We start from the raw sequence: 14,167 nt of genomic DNA on the forward strand, positions 1-14,167 counted from the left end.
GATCGTTCCCGCGCATGACCGGAGAACGGTCGCCCGGAGCGTTTGTCCATAAACCATTTCAACACAAAAAGGCCGGCCCAACAGCCGACCCATGTGTGATGGCGGGTTATTCTTCCCAGACTTTAACTTCCTTCATCACAGTGCCCTGCTTCATATTCAGCACGTGTTCCATCCCTTCCGTCACCTGGCCGAACACGGTATGAACACCGTCGAGATGCGGTTGCGCTTCATGGACAATAAAAAACTGGCATGAACCGGTATCTTTCCCGCGGTGTGCCATCGACAGCGCGCCCGGCACGTGTTTGTGCGGGTTACCATTCGTTTCGCAGGGAATGGTGTAGCCTGCATCGCCCGTGCCAATCCCGTGAGGGCATCCGCCCTGGCTCACAAATCCGGGAATGACGCGATGAAAGATCAGGCCGTTATAAAAACCGGAATTGGCCAGCTTTTGAAAATTTTTAACCGTAATCGGCGCGGCTTCCGGGAAAAATTCGAGATGAATTTTTTCTCCATTTTCCAGTTCAATCGTACCTTTAATCGCCACGGATCAATATCTCCTCTCTCGATTCGTTCCTTCTCATTCTAGCTTACCTCGCTGGGCGTTTCAATCAGTTCCCTGCATGATGCCGGTGCTTAAAAAGATAAGAACAATGTTAGTCCAAGATTTCAAAATCCTTAATGACTGAGGAGGGATGAAATGAACAAGGTTCTGATGTTTTTTGTTATTTTTGGGCTTTTTCTCACAGGCTGCAGCGATCATTTGGAAGGCAATAAAGCCCCGTCTCCGGTTATTCAAATCAATGATCAGCCTGTAAAATACAGAGAACAAACGATCTGTTGGGACACACCATGCAATGACATTGATTTGAATAAAATAAAGGTTACACAACAAACCACGGCAAAACCGGGCGACCCATTAACAATTGTATTTGATCAATCTCCCCAACCAAGTACCATTAACCTGATAAGTAGAAAAGATCGAAAAATAACTAAACTAAAACCTGAAGATACCTTTCGTTTACCTCGGGAGCATGGAGATTACATTTATGATTTATTCGTCTTTTGGAATGACAGTAACGGAAGAACTGATGGGCAGGCCGTGTACAGTTTTTAAATTAAGATTCATTAGGAGCCTGGCCCGGGGAAAACGCGGATTTAAAACCCTGCGGCAAATGGCGATGGCGGGATGATCATGAAACTGTGGCAATTGAAAAGTTCATTGGATGGTTTTGAAACATTAGGGTATCGAGATTTTGATCGCTATTCTAAATTGGATGAGCTGCTGATTCAAATCGCGCCTCTTGCAGATCAATGGGGTTTTGTGGAGGTATGTACGATCGATGAAGGCGAGGATAGTGACTGTCCTCATTTTTGGGATTGTCCTATTCCTGTTTTTAGTGAAAAAGCAGTCCGTGTTTTAGTGATTTCTTAAAAGGCAGGGCAGAGGTATTGCCACTTCATCATGTGGAAAAGAGATTTTATGGGATACATGTCATTAATGCAATTAATGCGATTGATTACGATCGTGCAGTTATTAAACAGTTGGAAACAGGACTTCGGGTTGGTTTGCAAAAACATGCATTTGTTCAAGAAAAAATTGCAAGTGAACATATTTTCCGGATATATTTGGATGACCGGGTGCAGTGGAAGGTGTTTGTATCTAATGAGTTTAAAGAAGCCGTCGAGTCTGGCGGATTGGTTGGATTTCATTTTATCGAGGTTTGGGATCTGGAAAATACGGAAGCTTGATTTTTTCAATCAATCCCCCGTGCTTGGGGGGTTTTTCTTTATATAAAGGCGGTACATGTTTCAGCCGTTTTTAGCCAAACTACTCACACTGCGGAATTTGTTAACACCTATGTGTTTGCCGTGAACTTACAAGGGAGAGTTGAAAATGGCCTATATCGTTGATTTTAAAAATGTATCTGCCGTTGGTTTGGAATCTTCACCTGTGGCAGAAGCGCTTGCCGGGTTACGGGCGAATGAAGCGCGTTACTTTATGAATAAATACAAGCATGCATTTACGGTTGTACCGGCTTTCGAAAGCCAAGAAACCCTTGATTACGTGAATCGGATTTTGAAAGAAGAACGTGGCATTGAGTTGCAGGCCAAACCTTTGGAAACGTCGCGTTTTCAAGTGGAAAATATCAAAATGGCTTACGTCTTTTATGAGAACGGCCTTGTGGTCAACGTCATGTATTCGATTGATGAACCGAAGAAGCGGGCCGTTGGTTTTAAGCTTTCTGAGGGGATGGAAGTACCGGCGGAATTGGAAGGGAAGTTTAAATTTGCCAGGCAGAAGTCTAAACTGGCCGGAACCATTCGGGGCTCCTTTTTTGTCATAAAAGGAGAATATTGAAGTAAGGAATATGGAATCGTCAGGTTCCGTAAACACCCCTGAATCCAAACACCGAAAACGGCTCCCTTGAGGGGTACAGCTTGTCGGTAAAGTTTGTTTTGTCCGACAAGGTGTAAAGGTACATGTTTATATCATTTCAATTAAAAAAGAATATTTTATAGAGAAAATGAGAAGAGGAGGAGTATGAATGGCGATACTCCAAAGGAGAGCGTGTGTAGGGGTTTATTTTAAGGGACCGACCGGTGTTCATAACGGGAAATTTATAGGACCTGTGACGAGTTATGTACCGTCGAAAGGGATTATCCGGGTATCAAAGAAAAGATACGATACGCTTCATGATGTAAACAAATACAAAGGGGTTTTAATAAGTCACTGGACGATCAGAAATCATAAAAGCAAAGCCTTTACCGGAAATGTAATTGGCCCCCGAGGAAGGGAATTCCTGTCTCCTTGATGAAAGCCGTCCCGATGAGAAGAGGACCGAAAGTGGGACGGCATGACCGGATTCTGGGTGTCTTCAAGACATCTGTTCCAAACAATCATAAGGTAATCACAGTAAGAGAGGTCGGCGGTAAAACAAGAACTGTCACTATTACCTATGTATAATAAAAAGCATAGATCAGCAAGGAGAGTTTGATTTTTATTATTTTTCAAATTTCCCTGAATCACTGAGGAGGAAAGGGCATCTGAAGATAAAGGAACATCAATGAGTAAAAGCAGTTATTCGTAAACAAAATTACGACTTACAAATGTTGCGCAAGGTGATCCCTGAGGCTGTTGACAAAAGAAGGTCAACAGCCTTTGTCTGTGAAATCGGGTATCTGTCTGGCATTCGTTCTGAAAGACCTTGCCGGCTTTAAGCCTGGGATGCCGACCAGGAAAAGGCGTGTCGCCGGCATTTCGGAAACAAGTAAATGTCAATGTGATTCTTTCGTGTCTTCGTCGCTTTTGTATTCTAAAATATCTCCGGGCTGACAGTCCAAAGCCTTACAAATTGCCTCCAAAGTTGAAAATCGAATCGCTTTTGCCTTTCCATTTTTCAAGATCGAAAGATTGGCCATCGTTATCCCGACCCTCTTTGAAAGTTCCGTGACGCTCATTTTCCTTTTAGCCAGCATCACATCAATATTGATTATTATTGCCACGTTGTTATTCACCTCAGATCGTTAAATCATTTTCTGATTTTATATTAATAGCATCTTGTAAAAGTTTTTGAAGAACAGTAGTAAAAACAGCGACCACCATAGAGGCGAATATAATAACCAAGTCGATTGGCATAAAACTTGGAGGGTCAATTTTTTTTGACATCAGATAGTAGAGTGGCATTCCCAGCAGGTATAGGGTACTGATAGTGATGGCACAGAATTTTATATTCTTTAAAGCTTTTACCGACAATTCCGAGAACGCTTGCTTCTTATCTATATAGCTTAAAAGGTTAAAGGATTGATACAGAGCAATGTAAAAAGGGATCGCTGCCGCGTACATATCAATTAAAATGAGAGGTTTCAAATAAGAGAGATCCGGATACAATTCTGCAGCAAAATTCCCGATCTTGGGAACCAAAAAAATGCACAGTGCAAGAACCATGATTCCGATAAAAATAAGAGTCAGTTTTAAAAAAAGTGTTTCCTTCATATCGAAAGCCCCCCGCTTACATATTGTCGGTTTGATTATAAAACATATCTTATCGTTTTGGAATATATTTTTATTGAATTTCAATACAAGCAGGGGGATGGCATCATACATTCACCCAGAGGAAAAAATGAAAACCCCAATAAGACGGGGTTTTATGGTCATCCTTGCTTATTGTTTAATTCCTCAGCCAAACGTGCGCCTTCTTCCTTGATCACGCGTTCAATTTCATCGATCATCTTCATTCCGTCAGGCTGGCGTTGCAGTTTTTTCATGTCCGGTTCCAGAAACTGCACTTTGGACCCGTTCAGGGTTTGAATGTAGCGGGCCACGCTGGCCAAAAGTTCTTCTCCGTCTTGCACGACGGCATAGCGGATCACGTAAAACGGGTGCTGATGTTCTTCGAGGCCGCGGGTTTCCACATGGTAAGCCACTTTTTTCACCTCCGGTCACTTCTTCCTGTCTTTGCTAATTGTATCAAATTTTTTGCAAAAAAATGCAGGCTTTTCCCCGTGTGGGCGGAGTATATGGTAAGGGATGGCGATTTTTCCGGGCAGGCAACAGAAAAAGGAGGGCTTCGTATGAAAAGAAAACGTTGGCCATGGATCATGGTGATCGCGTTGTTGCTCACTGCTTGCGCCAAACCGCACGCCCCGTCCGAGCCGAAAGGAGAGCAGCCTCCGCCGGCAGCGTTGAGCCCGTTAACCGGTACGCCGATCAGCGGGGGAAAGCGTCCGCTTTTGATGGTGATGATCAATAACCATCGCCAGGCGCGGCCGCAGTCGGGGCTCCAGCGGGCGGATGTGGTGGTGGAGATTCTGGCGGAAGGGGAGATTACGCGGTTTGCCGCGTTTTATTTCAATGATCTGAACGGAACGGTAGGGCCGGTGCGCAGTGTTCGCCCTTATTATCTCGATTTGGCTGAAGGGGCGCATGCGGTGGTCGTCCATGCAGGAGGGTCGACCGATGCCCTGAAGCAGATCAGGGAAGGGGATATTCCGCATCTGGACGGGATTCATCAGGATGCGCGTTATTTTACGCGGGTATCATTTCGCAAGCCGCCGCACAATCTGTACTCCCGGCTGGAGGAGTTGGAACAGGCCGCCGAAAAAAAGGGAGAAGTGCCGTCCATCCGGGGAGGTTACCATTTCGCAGCTGCTCCGGCCACAGAAAACGGGCAGGCGGCCTCCGAAATCCATCTCGTTTACCATCCGCTTTATGCCGCGGGTTATCAATATGATCGTGCCACAAACGCTTATATCCGGTATACTGAAGGTGAGAAGCAAACCGACCGTGACACGGGGCAGCCTCTGTCGATGCAAAACGTGTTGGTGATCTTCGCCCGGCATCGGGTGCTTGATGCGGCCGGCCACCGGGAGGTCGATGTGACGGGAAAGGGAAAAGGTTACCTGTTCCAGCGAGGGAAAGGGATTCCGATCGAATGGAGATTCCGCGACGGCTGGATTGTTCCCTTCAAGGACGGAAAAGAAGTCGGCTTGCTCCCGGGGAAAACATGGGTCAATATTTTGCCGGAGACCGGGAAAGTCTCTTTTCGATAAACGGGATTTTTTGATATACTTGTCGAAGGTGATACGTTAAAGGATGAAAGGATTTTCCTTCCGCCAAGAGGAGGATGGACGCATGCAACTGAATAAGCTGAATAAGAAAGAAGTCGACCAACTTTTTCATGCGATTCTGAAACTGGAGACGATAGAGGATTGCTATCGTTTTTTTGATGATCTCTGCACGGTCGGCGAGATCAAGTCGCTGGCCCAGCGTTTGGAAGTGGCCCGCATGCTTCAGGAAGGATATACGTACAATCAGATTGAAACGGAAACCGGGGCCAGCACGGCGACGATTTCCCGGGTTAAGCGGTGTCTTCATTACGGAACGGATGGTTACAAACTGGCGCTGGACCGGCTGTATGGAACGCCCGGTATGCCGGATCCGGCGGGTGAGTGAGAAAGAATCAAAAAAGGTCGCTGACCGAGTAGGAGGTTGGCGCTCTTTTTTTGTATAATAGGATTTGTAGTTTTGGGCGGAGGGAACGTGACAATATGATCAAGCAAATGGCAGCTGGCTGGCGGCATGTGTTTAAGCTGGACCCGAACCGTGCTTTGTCCGATCTGGCCCTGAAGATGATTTGTCTTTCGGAGACGGATGCCATTGTCGTGGGAGGGACGGATGGCATCACCTTTGCCAATACATCCGCTCTGCTCGAACGGATTCGCCGGTATTCGGTCCCGTGCGTGCAGGAAGTATCTGATTTGTCCTCCGTCGTTCCGGGATTTGACGGATATTTGATTCCGACCGTACTCAACACCGAAGAGATGAAATGGGCGCACGGCATGCATTTTGAGGCGATCAGGCAGTATGGCGATTTGATTCCGTGGGAAAGATGCCTGCTGCTCGGCTACGTGATTCTTAATCCGGATGCCAAGGTCAGCCGTTTGACAAAGGCGGATGCCCTGCTGCAAGAGGCTGATGTCACTGCGTATGCCCGTTTGATCGAACACCTGTTTGAGTGGCCGGTTATGTATATCGAATACAGCGGACGGTTTGGCGATCCGCAGATGGTGCTGGCGGCGCGCAAACAGTTGAAACGGGCACAGTTGTTTTACGGCGGCGGGATCAGCAACCGGGAACAGGCTGAAAAAATGGCTGAGCTTGCTTGTACGGTAGTGGTGGGCAACCTGGTATATCGCAATGTGGAAATGGCGGTGCGAACAGTGAAATGGGTGCAGGAAACGAAGAAGCGTTTGACCGAACCGGAGCAGGGGCCGGCGACGGACAAGGCGGATGCCGTGCCCCTCGAACCAAAAGATTTGAAAAATGATGTGAAAGGGTGAAAAGATGCTGGATCAGCGCTCGACGGAGAACTTGCTGGCGGGGTTGAACCCGATGCAGAGAAAAGCGGTGGAGACGACGGAAGGTCCCGTCCAGATCATCGCCGGTGCGGGCAGCGGAAAGACCCGTGTATTGACGCATCGGGTTGCGTATCTGCTGGCGGAGAAACGCATTCATCCCTGGAATATTCTCGCCATAACATTTACCAATAAAGCAGCCCGGGAAATGAAGGAACGGATCACTTCACTGGTGGGGTCGGCGGCTGAGGAGATCTGGATTTCCACCTTCCACTCGATGTGCGTGCGCATTTTGCGGAGGGATATTGACCGCCTCGGATATTCACGCAACTTTACCATCCTCGATACCTCAGACCAGCTGACGGTGATCAAGCAGGTGCTGAAGGAGGAAAACCTCGATCCGAAAAAGTTTGAACCCCGTTCGCTTCTCAACAAGATCAGCCAGGCGAAAAACGTACTGCTCGGACCTGAGCGCATGAAGATGCAGGCTCGGACATTGCTGGAAGAAGTGGCGGCCGATGTGTACGCGAAGTATCAGCAGAAGCTGAGAACCAATGAATCGCTCGATTTTGATGACCTGCTGATGGAAACCGTTCGTTTGTTTGATCTCAATCCGGAAGTGAAAGACTATTATCAGCGCAAATTTCAGTACATTCATGTCGATGAATACCAGGATACCAACCATGCTCAGTATGTACTGGTCAGACTTTTGGCAGGACATCATAAAAATATCTGCGTCGTCGGGGATTCGGACCAATCGATTTACCGCTTTCGCGGCGCCGATATTTCCAATATCCTCAACTTTGAACGGGATTATCCGGAAGCGACCGTCATCAAGTTGGAGCAGAATTACCGCTCCACGAAAAACATTCTGGCGGCGGCCAACCATTTGATCGCCCATAACACGGAGCGGAAACCGAAAAACTTGTGGACGGAAAACGACCGGGGGGAGCCGATCTGCCAGTTTGAGGCGGGAACGGAGCATGAAGAAGCGTATTATGTGGCGGAAACCATTTTGAAAGGACGCCGGCAAGGAAATCATTATCGTGATTATGCCGTTTTGTACCGGACCAATGCGCAGTCCCGCGTGGTGGAGGAAGTGATGCTCAAATCCAATATTCCTTACACCGTGGTCGGTGGAATGAAATTCTACGAACGGAAAGAGATCAAGGATATCCTGGCTTACCTCCGGCTGATCGTCAATCCGCACGATGACCTGTCGTTGATGCGTGTGATCAATGTGCCGCGCCGGGGAATCGGAGCAGCCTCGCTGGAAAAGATTGAACGATACGCCAGGGAGCATCAGCTCTCGTTGTTCAGCGCCTTGCTCGAGCCGGAACATATCGGCCTGACGAAGCGGACGCTCGACCCGATCAGCGAATTTGTCAGCATGATCCGCGAGTTCCATGCGATGATTGACTATCTGTCCGCTTCGGAAATCACGGAGGAGATGCTGGAGCGCAGCCGATACCGGGCTGAGTTGAAGAAGGAAAATACGCTGGAAGCAGCGGGCCGGTTGGAGAACATCGAGGAATTTCTCTCGGTGGCACAGGAGTTTGAGAAGAAAAACGAGGATAAATCCCTTGTCGCCTTTTTAACCGACCTTGCCCTGATTTCCGATATTGATGCGCTGGATGAAGAAGCGGAGAAGGAAGACGGGGATGCGGTTGCGCTGATGACCCTGCACAGCGCAAAGGGATTGGAGTTTCCCTATGTCTTTTTGATCGGGATGGAAGAGGGGATTTTTCCCCACGTTCGTTCCCTGGATGATGAAACGGAGATGGAGGAAGAGCGCCGCCTCGCATATGTCGGCATCACCCGTGCCGAGCGGGAGCTTCATCTTACGCGGGCACGGACGCGCACGATTTACGGTCAGACCAATTCCTATCTGCCGTCCCGGTTCCTGGAGGAGATTCCCAAGGAACTGGTGCGGGCCGTCGGAGGAAATGAGAACGTGACCCCGCTGGCATCCGTGCAGAAGCGAAGCCCTGTGCGCCGGGAGCCGAACACCGACTTTGACTGGATGGTTGGAGACAAGGCGAAACACGGAAAATGGGGAATCGGGACAGTGGTAAAAGTGCAGGGGGAAGGGGAGGATCTGGAGCTGAATATCGCATTCCCCGCTCCGATCGGCGTCAAAAAATTGCTGGCCAAATACGCCCCGATTACCAAAGCTTGATTTCTTCCCTTAAGGAGGATGAACGGTTTGAATTTGGACGATGCAAAAAAACGGGCTCAGGAATTGCGCCAACTTTTGCATGAGCACAATTACCGCTATTATGTGCTGGACGATCCGGTGATTTCCGATGAGGAATACGACCGGCTCATGCGTGAGCTGACGGAGATCGAAAAGGAGTTTCCCGAACTGATCACCCCTGATTCCCCCACGCAGCGCGTCGGTGCCGAGCCGTTGCCGTATTTTGAAAAAGTGGTGCACAGCTCGCCGATGTTAAGCCTTGGAAACGCGTTTAATGAGGAAGATTTGCGCGAATTTGACGAGCGGGTGCGAAAAGCGGCGGGGGAGCGTCCGGTTCGCTACGTGTGCGAATTGAAGATCGACGGTCTGGCCGTTTCGCTCCGCTATGAGGACGGTTTGTTCGTACGCGGGGCGACGCGGGGCGACGGGACGACCGGAGAAGATATTACGCAAAACTTGAAAACGATTCGTTCCCTGCCGCTGCGTCTCAATGAACCTGTGACCCTGGAGGTTCGCGGGGAAGCGTTTATGCCCCGGGCCGCGTTTGAGCGTCTCAACAGCCGGAGGGAAGAACGCGGGGAGCCGTTGTTCGCCAACCCGCGTAATGCCGCTGCCGGTTCGCTGCGCCAGCTTGACCCGAAACTGGCGGCAGAACGGACGCTTGATTTGTTCATTTATGCCCTAGGTGAGGCGGATGAGGAACATTTGTCCACCCATGCGGAAACGCTGGAATGGCTTTCGCGGCTCGGGTTCAAGGTGAATCCGGCACGCCGCACGGTCGGGCGGATCGAGGATGTGCTCGCTTTTATCGAGGAGTGGAAAGAGCGGCGTCCCAACCTGTCGTATGATATCGACGGGATTGTCATCAAAGTGGATGATTTGCGTCTGCGCGAAGAGATGGGCAATACGGCGAAAAGCCCGCGCTGGGCAATTGCCTACAAATTTCCGGCGGAAGAAGCGGTGACCGTTTTGCGCGAGATCGAACTGAACGTCGGCCGAACCGGCGTGGTCACTCCGACTGCCGTGTTGGATCCGGTCCCCCTGGCCGGAACTATCGTCAAGCGCGCCTCCTTGCATAACGAAGACATGATCCGGGAAAAAGGGATTATGCTCGGCGACCATGTGATTGTGAAAAAAGCGGGGGATATTATCCCCGAAGTGGTCGGTGTGCTCAAAGAGAAGCGCACGGGGGAGGAAACGCCGTTTTCCATGCCGACCGAGTGCCCGGAATGCGGGAGCCGGCTGGTCAGGCTGGAAGGAGAGGTCGCTCTGCGCTGCATCAACCCGGAATGCCCGGCCCAAACCCGTGAAGGGATTATCCACTTCGTCTCCCGCGGGGCGATGAATATCGACGGATTGGGAGAAAAAGTGGTGACTCAGCTGTTTGAGCACGGGTTGGTTCGTGGGGTCGCCGATCTCTACTACTTGCAAAAGGGAGATTTGCTGAAGCTGGAACGGATGGGCGAAAAGTCGGTGAACAACCTGCTGCAGGCGATTGAAGCGAGCAAGGAAAATTCACTGGAGCGGCTCATCTTCGGCCTCGGCATCCGCTTTGTCGGCGCCAAGGGGGCGAAAATTCTCGCCCGCCACTATAAACGGATGGAGCGCCTGCTTGAGGCCGGGGAAGAAGAACTGACGGCGTTGGAGGAGATCGGGCCCAAAATGGCGGACAGCATTGTCACCTACATGGCCAAACCGGAAGTTCGCGAGACGATCCGGCGCCTCAAGGAAGCGGGCGTCAATATGGAGTACAAGGGGGCGGATGATGCGGCTTTCCCTGCTGCGGAAGGTCATCCCCTGGCCGGAAAAACAGTGGTGATCACGGGAACACTGGAAAGCATGTCCCGCAATGAAGCTTCCGCCCGGCTCGAATCGCTCGGCGCCAATGTGACGGGAAGCGTCAGCAAGAAGACCGACTTGCTCATCGCCGGCGAGAAAGCAGGTTCCAAGCTGGAGAAAGCGCAAAAGCTCGGAATAGAAATCTGGGATGAAGAACGGTTTTTAAGCATTCTCCCGGAGCCTGTGTCGCAAGTATGAGAAATATGCCCGGATATAATCCCCCTGGCAAAGGCAGTCAGGGGGGTTTTTTATTTGAAATCACTGCCCTGAAAAAGCCCGTCCGACGATTGGCTCACGATTTTTTCAAAAATAAAAAGGGAAAAGGATGATCGATGACAAAAAATAGTAGGAGTCAAAATGGCGGGATGATCAGGTATAATGAGAAAAAAAGAATGAGGGTGAAAGGCCGGAGATTTATGAGTTGGAAATGGTTAGCTACCGGTTGTGCGCTGCTTACTGCCTTCCTCCTGGGAATGTCGTCCGTCGGAGATGGATTCGCGCAGTTGCCCCACCAGCCGAAAGAGGGCTTTTCTTTTGTAAAATGGATTAAACAGTTGGAAGAATCATACATAAGTCAACCAATTGTCTTGCAGCCATATGCCAAGCAATTGAAAGCACGGCTGGACGCACCCAAATACGATCGGGTTTCTGCCAACGGATCTTTGCCGATTTCGGGAACGGTGGAAGATTACGGCAGATTGGCCTCTCCCTATGTTTGGATTCATTTGCAATACGAGGGGCATTCCAAGGGAAATCTTCCAGACACGATGGATTACTATGTGCCGATCAAGGAAGGGCGTTTCAAGCAGACGGTCCGCTTTTTTCAAGGAAAAGGGGATTACCAGGTCTCCGTGCGCCTGCCGGATCTGAAGAAAGAGAATTATTACTATCTCATGACCTCTTTTACGGCAGATAACCAGAGCGATGAGATCAGCCGCGACATCGTTTACAGCGTGACGGCCAGACAAGCAGGACTTTCGCTTGCCAATCCTTCCCAAGGCTATGTGCAGGCGGACGATGAGGTTCTGGTAAAAGGAAGTGTGGGCAGCGGCATCCAGCGTGTGCTGATTCAGCTGAAAAAAGGGAATCAGGTGTGGCACAAGGAAGTCAGTACGGACCGCGGCCGGTTTGCCGAACGGGTTCCCTTGCTGTACGGGCAGGGGATTCACGAGATTCAGGTGATGGTTCCGGCCCGAAACAAACCGGATACGTTTATTGAAGGAGCCACTTTATTTGCCGAGCACACGAAAAATGTGGAGCGAAGCCCGGTCATGTTTACTTCGCTCTACAGCAAGCGCGGCATCCATTTGCTCTCTCCCGAGGTTAGCGGAGACATCGCTGATTTGTCCTTCCGCATTGCCGGCACGATTGATCCGTCGGCAGAGGATGCAAAACAGACCCGGTATATGGTCGTGCGCACGCAAAAAGGAGAGGACAAGGCGACATACTTCATCCCGGTTCACGACTATCGCTTTGACGGGAAAGTCTGGCTCCGTTTCGGCCCCGGAACATATAAAGTGACGCTGTATGTCCCGGAGATCACGCAGAAGCAGCGGGATTACTTCCGCTTCTTTACGGTGGCCGAGTTTGATGTGAAGAGCACGGCGAAGGAAGATCTGCGCGATCTGCTGCCGTCAAGGGGCATCCAGTCCGATGATCCGACGATCGAGTGGCTGGCGCAGCATATTACCGAGGGGGATCAATCGGAACGCTCCAAAGCCAGGGATATTTATCTGTATGTGGCCAAAACGATGAACTATGATGTGGAAAAGTTTCGCAAAAACGAATTTGCCTGGGATGACAGTGCGTTAAAGTCGCTGCGAACCGATTCCGGCGTTTGCCAGGATTACGTCTTTTTAACGATTGCGCTGCTTCGTGCCGAAGACATTCCCAGCCGCTTTGTGGAAGGAATGGCCGGAGGTCAGCGCCACGCCTGGGTGGAAGCGAAAATCGGGGGGCGCTGGGTGACGATGGATCCGACATGGGGTTCGGGTTATATCACGCCGGGCGGCCAGTTTGTGAAGAAGCTGGACATGCGGTATTTTGATCCGGACCCGACCTTTTTTGCCAAAACACATAAACGAACCGGTGTGGTTTACTGAGCATGGGGAAACGTCTCCATGCTTTTTTCTGTGGGGTATAACGCATATCGGGTCGTAATCTCCTCCCTGTGTTCCCAACGGCCGGCCAGGGGCACGACTCTTTTTCCGGGTTTGCTTAAATCCCGCTTCGGGTGGGATCGGTCATGATTGTTTTTCTTGCAAGGAAATGAAACATGGTATACTACTTGATGGCCGGATTGAGTGAATGACCTATTGGAAGCAATTGAGGTGTTTGATGAATACGACGATGTTTCACCATGAGGTGACAGAAGAAGAGAGCGGCAAAATGCTGCATCAGGTGCTGAAGAATCGGTTTCGCTTTTCCAGACGGATGATGAGCCGGCTCAGATTGGGCCGTTTTGTGACCGTCAATGGAGAAGTGATTTATTTTACTGCGCGCGTGCAGGAAGGGGACCGGATTGAAATCCGTTTTCCCGAGGAGGAGACGGATCATATTCCCCCGCAGCCGGTGCCGTTTACTGTCCGGTATGAAGACGAGGATCTCATCGTCATCGAAAAACCGCCGGGGGTGGTGGTTCATCCGACACGCGGGTATCCCGACCAGACTCTGGCCAACGGGCTGATGCATTATTGGCAGAAAAAAGGGGAAAAACACAAAGTCCGCCCGGTTACCCGTCTCGACCGCGACACTTCCGGGCTGATGGTGGTCGGAAAGCATGCGTATGCCCATGCCTTTCTGGCCGAGCAGATGGCTGCGAAACGCTATGAACGCAGCTATCTGGCGATCGTGCACGGTGCGGTGAAAGAAGAGTGTGGAACGATTGACCGGCCCATCAAAATCGATGTGGAGCGCAAAGTTTACCGGTACGCCGGGGAAGGAGAAGGAGGGACGCCGGCGGTTACTCACTTTGAGGTGGCAGAGCGCTTGCCCGGGGCCACTTTGCTGCGCTTGCGGCTGGAAACCGGGCGCACGCACCAGATCCGCATCCATCTCTCGTCAATCGGCCATCCCATCATCGGAGATGAGATGTATGGAATCGCCGAAGAACCGCCGTTGATCGACCGCCAGGCGTTGCATGCGTTCCACCTGCGCCTGTTTCATCCCCGCTTTCGCGAGTGGCTGGAATGGGAAGCGCCGCTGCCGGAGGATATGCAACAGTTATGGGAGCGGTTGAAAACGGGCGGGTTTCCGGCATCTGAGGGGGAGAGATAA

General features: G+C 50.5%; 14 protein-coding genes and 1 pseudogene. 11 read left to right on the forward strand and 4 right to left on the reverse strand.

Annotated elements, in window-relative coordinates; all coding sequences use genetic code 11:
• Window positions 1–106 precede the first annotated feature (106 nt).
• Window positions 107–544, reverse strand: coding sequence for a peptidylprolyl isomerase (locus I8U19_RS10360; protein WP_198055857.1), 438 nt, complete (start codon window positions 542–544; stop codon window positions 107–109).
• Window positions 545–697: 153 nt separating this feature from the next.
• Between I8U19_RS10360 and I8U19_RS10365 the strand changes: the two genes are divergently transcribed.
• The 4 genes from I8U19_RS10365 (at window position 698) to I8U19_RS10380 (ending at window position 2,359) form a co-directional block, all read left to right on the forward strand.
• Window positions 698–1,114 (forward strand): hypothetical protein, encoded by a 417-nt coding sequence (locus I8U19_RS10365; protein WP_198055858.1) that lies wholly within the window; start codon window positions 698–700, stop codon window positions 1,112–1,114.
• 78 nt (window positions 1,115–1,192) lie between these two features.
• Window positions 1,193–1,432, forward strand: coding sequence for a hypothetical protein (locus I8U19_RS10370; RefSeq protein WP_198055859.1), 240 nt, complete (start codon window positions 1,193–1,195; stop codon window positions 1,430–1,432).
• A 17-nt stretch (window positions 1,433–1,449) separates the two neighbouring features.
• The gene (locus I8U19_RS10375; protein ID WP_033100085.1) at window positions 1,450–1,749 is read left to right on the forward strand and encodes an imm11 family protein; all 300 of its coding nucleotides are present in this window, start codon (window positions 1,450–1,452) and stop codon (window positions 1,747–1,749) included.
• Window positions 1,750–1,894: 145 nt separating this feature from the next.
• Window positions 1,895–2,359 carry a hypothetical protein gene (locus tag I8U19_RS10380; protein ID WP_033100086.1) on the forward strand — a complete coding sequence of 155 codons (465 nt, stop codon included), beginning with the start codon at window positions 1,895–1,897 and terminating at the stop codon, window positions 2,357–2,359.
• Window positions 2,360–3,276: 917 nt separating this feature from the next.
• On the opposite strand, the gene I8U19_RS10385 is transcribed toward I8U19_RS10380, so the two are convergent.
• From I8U19_RS10385 to I8U19_RS10395, 3 genes are all read right to left on the reverse strand, one after another.
• On the reverse strand, window positions 3,277–3,504 hold the full coding sequence (locus tag I8U19_RS10385) for a helix-turn-helix domain-containing protein (RefSeq protein WP_033100088.1): 228 nt from the start codon (window positions 3,502–3,504) through the stop codon (window positions 3,277–3,279).
• A gap of 13 nt (window positions 3,505–3,517) precedes the next feature.
• Window positions 3,518–3,994 (reverse strand): DUF2975 domain-containing protein, encoded by a 477-nt coding sequence (locus I8U19_RS10390; protein ID WP_198055860.1) that lies wholly within the window; start codon window positions 3,992–3,994, stop codon window positions 3,518–3,520.
• Between the two features lie 158 nt (window positions 3,995–4,152).
• A complete protein-coding gene (locus tag I8U19_RS10395; RefSeq protein WP_152568490.1) occupies window positions 4,153–4,425 on the reverse strand; it encodes a hypothetical protein in 273 nt (90 codons plus the stop codon).
• 147 nt (window positions 4,426–4,572) lie between these two features.
• On the opposite strand from I8U19_RS10395, the gene I8U19_RS10400 reads away from it, so the two are divergent.
• The 7 genes and pseudogenes from I8U19_RS10400 (at window position 4,573) to I8U19_RS10430 (ending at window position 14,167) form a co-directional block, all read left to right on the forward strand.
• Window positions 4,573–5,550 carry a DUF3048 domain-containing protein gene (locus I8U19_RS10400; protein WP_198055861.1) on the forward strand — a complete coding sequence of 326 codons (978 nt, stop codon included), beginning with the start codon at window positions 4,573–4,575 and terminating at the stop codon, window positions 5,548–5,550.
• Between the two features lie 82 nt (window positions 5,551–5,632).
• Window positions 5,633–5,953 (forward strand): YerC/YecD family TrpR-related protein, encoded by a 321-nt coding sequence (locus tag I8U19_RS10405; protein WP_198055862.1) that lies wholly within the window; start codon window positions 5,633–5,635, stop codon window positions 5,951–5,953.
• Between the two features lie 95 nt (window positions 5,954–6,048).
• Window positions 6,049–6,735, forward strand: a pseudogene (gene pcrB, locus I8U19_RS10410) (heptaprenylglyceryl phosphate synthase); the annotation flags it as partial.
• Window positions 6,736–6,844: 109 nt separating this feature from the next.
• Entirely contained in the window at window positions 6,845–9,034 is a 2,190-nt protein-coding gene (gene pcrA, locus I8U19_RS10415) for a DNA helicase PcrA (RefSeq protein ID WP_198055863.1), read from the forward strand.
• Window positions 9,035–9,052: 18 nt separating this feature from the next.
• Window positions 9,053–11,089 carry an NAD-dependent DNA ligase LigA gene (gene ligA, locus I8U19_RS10420; RefSeq protein ID WP_198055864.1) on the forward strand — a complete coding sequence of 679 codons (2,037 nt, stop codon included), beginning with the start codon at window positions 9,053–9,055 and terminating at the stop codon, window positions 11,087–11,089.
• A 218-nt stretch (window positions 11,090–11,307) separates the two neighbouring features.
• Entirely contained in the window at window positions 11,308–12,993 is a 1,686-nt protein-coding gene (locus tag I8U19_RS10425) for a transglutaminase domain-containing protein (protein ID WP_033100172.1), read from the forward strand.
• A 235-nt stretch (window positions 12,994–13,228) separates the two neighbouring features.
• Window positions 13,229–14,167 (forward strand): RluA family pseudouridine synthase, encoded by a 939-nt coding sequence (locus I8U19_RS10430; protein WP_033100092.1) that lies wholly within the window; start codon window positions 13,229–13,231, stop codon window positions 14,165–14,167.

It is taken from the genome of Thermoactinomyces sp. CICC 10523 (assembly GCF_016055105.1).
Classification (GTDB): domain Bacteria; phylum Bacillota; class Bacilli; order Thermoactinomycetales; family Thermoactinomycetaceae; genus Thermoactinomyces_A; species Thermoactinomyces_A daqus.

Excerpts from the sequence above, each read along its gene's own strand:
- I8U19_RS10430 (WP_033100092.1), top strand. The coding sequence starts at position 13,229 with ATGAATACGACGATGTTTCACCATGAGGTGACAGAAGAAGAGAGCGGC.
- I8U19_RS10425 (WP_033100172.1), top strand. The coding sequence starts at position 11,308 with ATGAGTTGGAAATGGTTAGCTACCGGTTGTGCGCTGCTTACTGCCTTC.
- I8U19_RS10365 (WP_198055858.1), top strand. The coding sequence starts at position 698 with ATGAACAAGGTTCTGATGTTTTTTGTTATTTTTGGGCTTTTTCTCACA.
- ligA (WP_198055864.1), top strand. The coding sequence starts at position 9,053 with ATGAACGGTTTGAATTTGGACGATGCAAAAAAACGGGCTCAGGAATTG.
- I8U19_RS10380 (WP_033100086.1), top strand. The coding sequence starts at position 1,895 with ATGGCCTATATCGTTGATTTTAAAAATGTATCTGCCGTTGGTTTGGAA.
- I8U19_RS10405 (WP_198055862.1), top strand. The coding sequence starts at position 5,633 with ATGCAACTGAATAAGCTGAATAAGAAAGAAGTCGACCAACTTTTTCAT.
- I8U19_RS10400 (WP_198055861.1), top strand. The coding sequence starts at position 4,573 with ATGAAAAGAAAACGTTGGCCATGGATCATGGTGATCGCGTTGTTGCTC.
- I8U19_RS10370 (WP_198055859.1), top strand. The coding sequence starts at position 1,193 with ATGAAACTGTGGCAATTGAAAAGTTCATTGGATGGTTTTGAAACATTA.
- I8U19_RS10390 (WP_198055860.1), bottom strand. The coding sequence starts at position 3,994 with ATGAAGGAAACACTTTTTTTAAAACTGACTCTTATTTTTATCGGAATC.
- pcrA (WP_198055863.1), top strand. The coding sequence starts at position 6,845 with ATGCTGGATCAGCGCTCGACGGAGAACTTGCTGGCGGGGTTGAACCCG.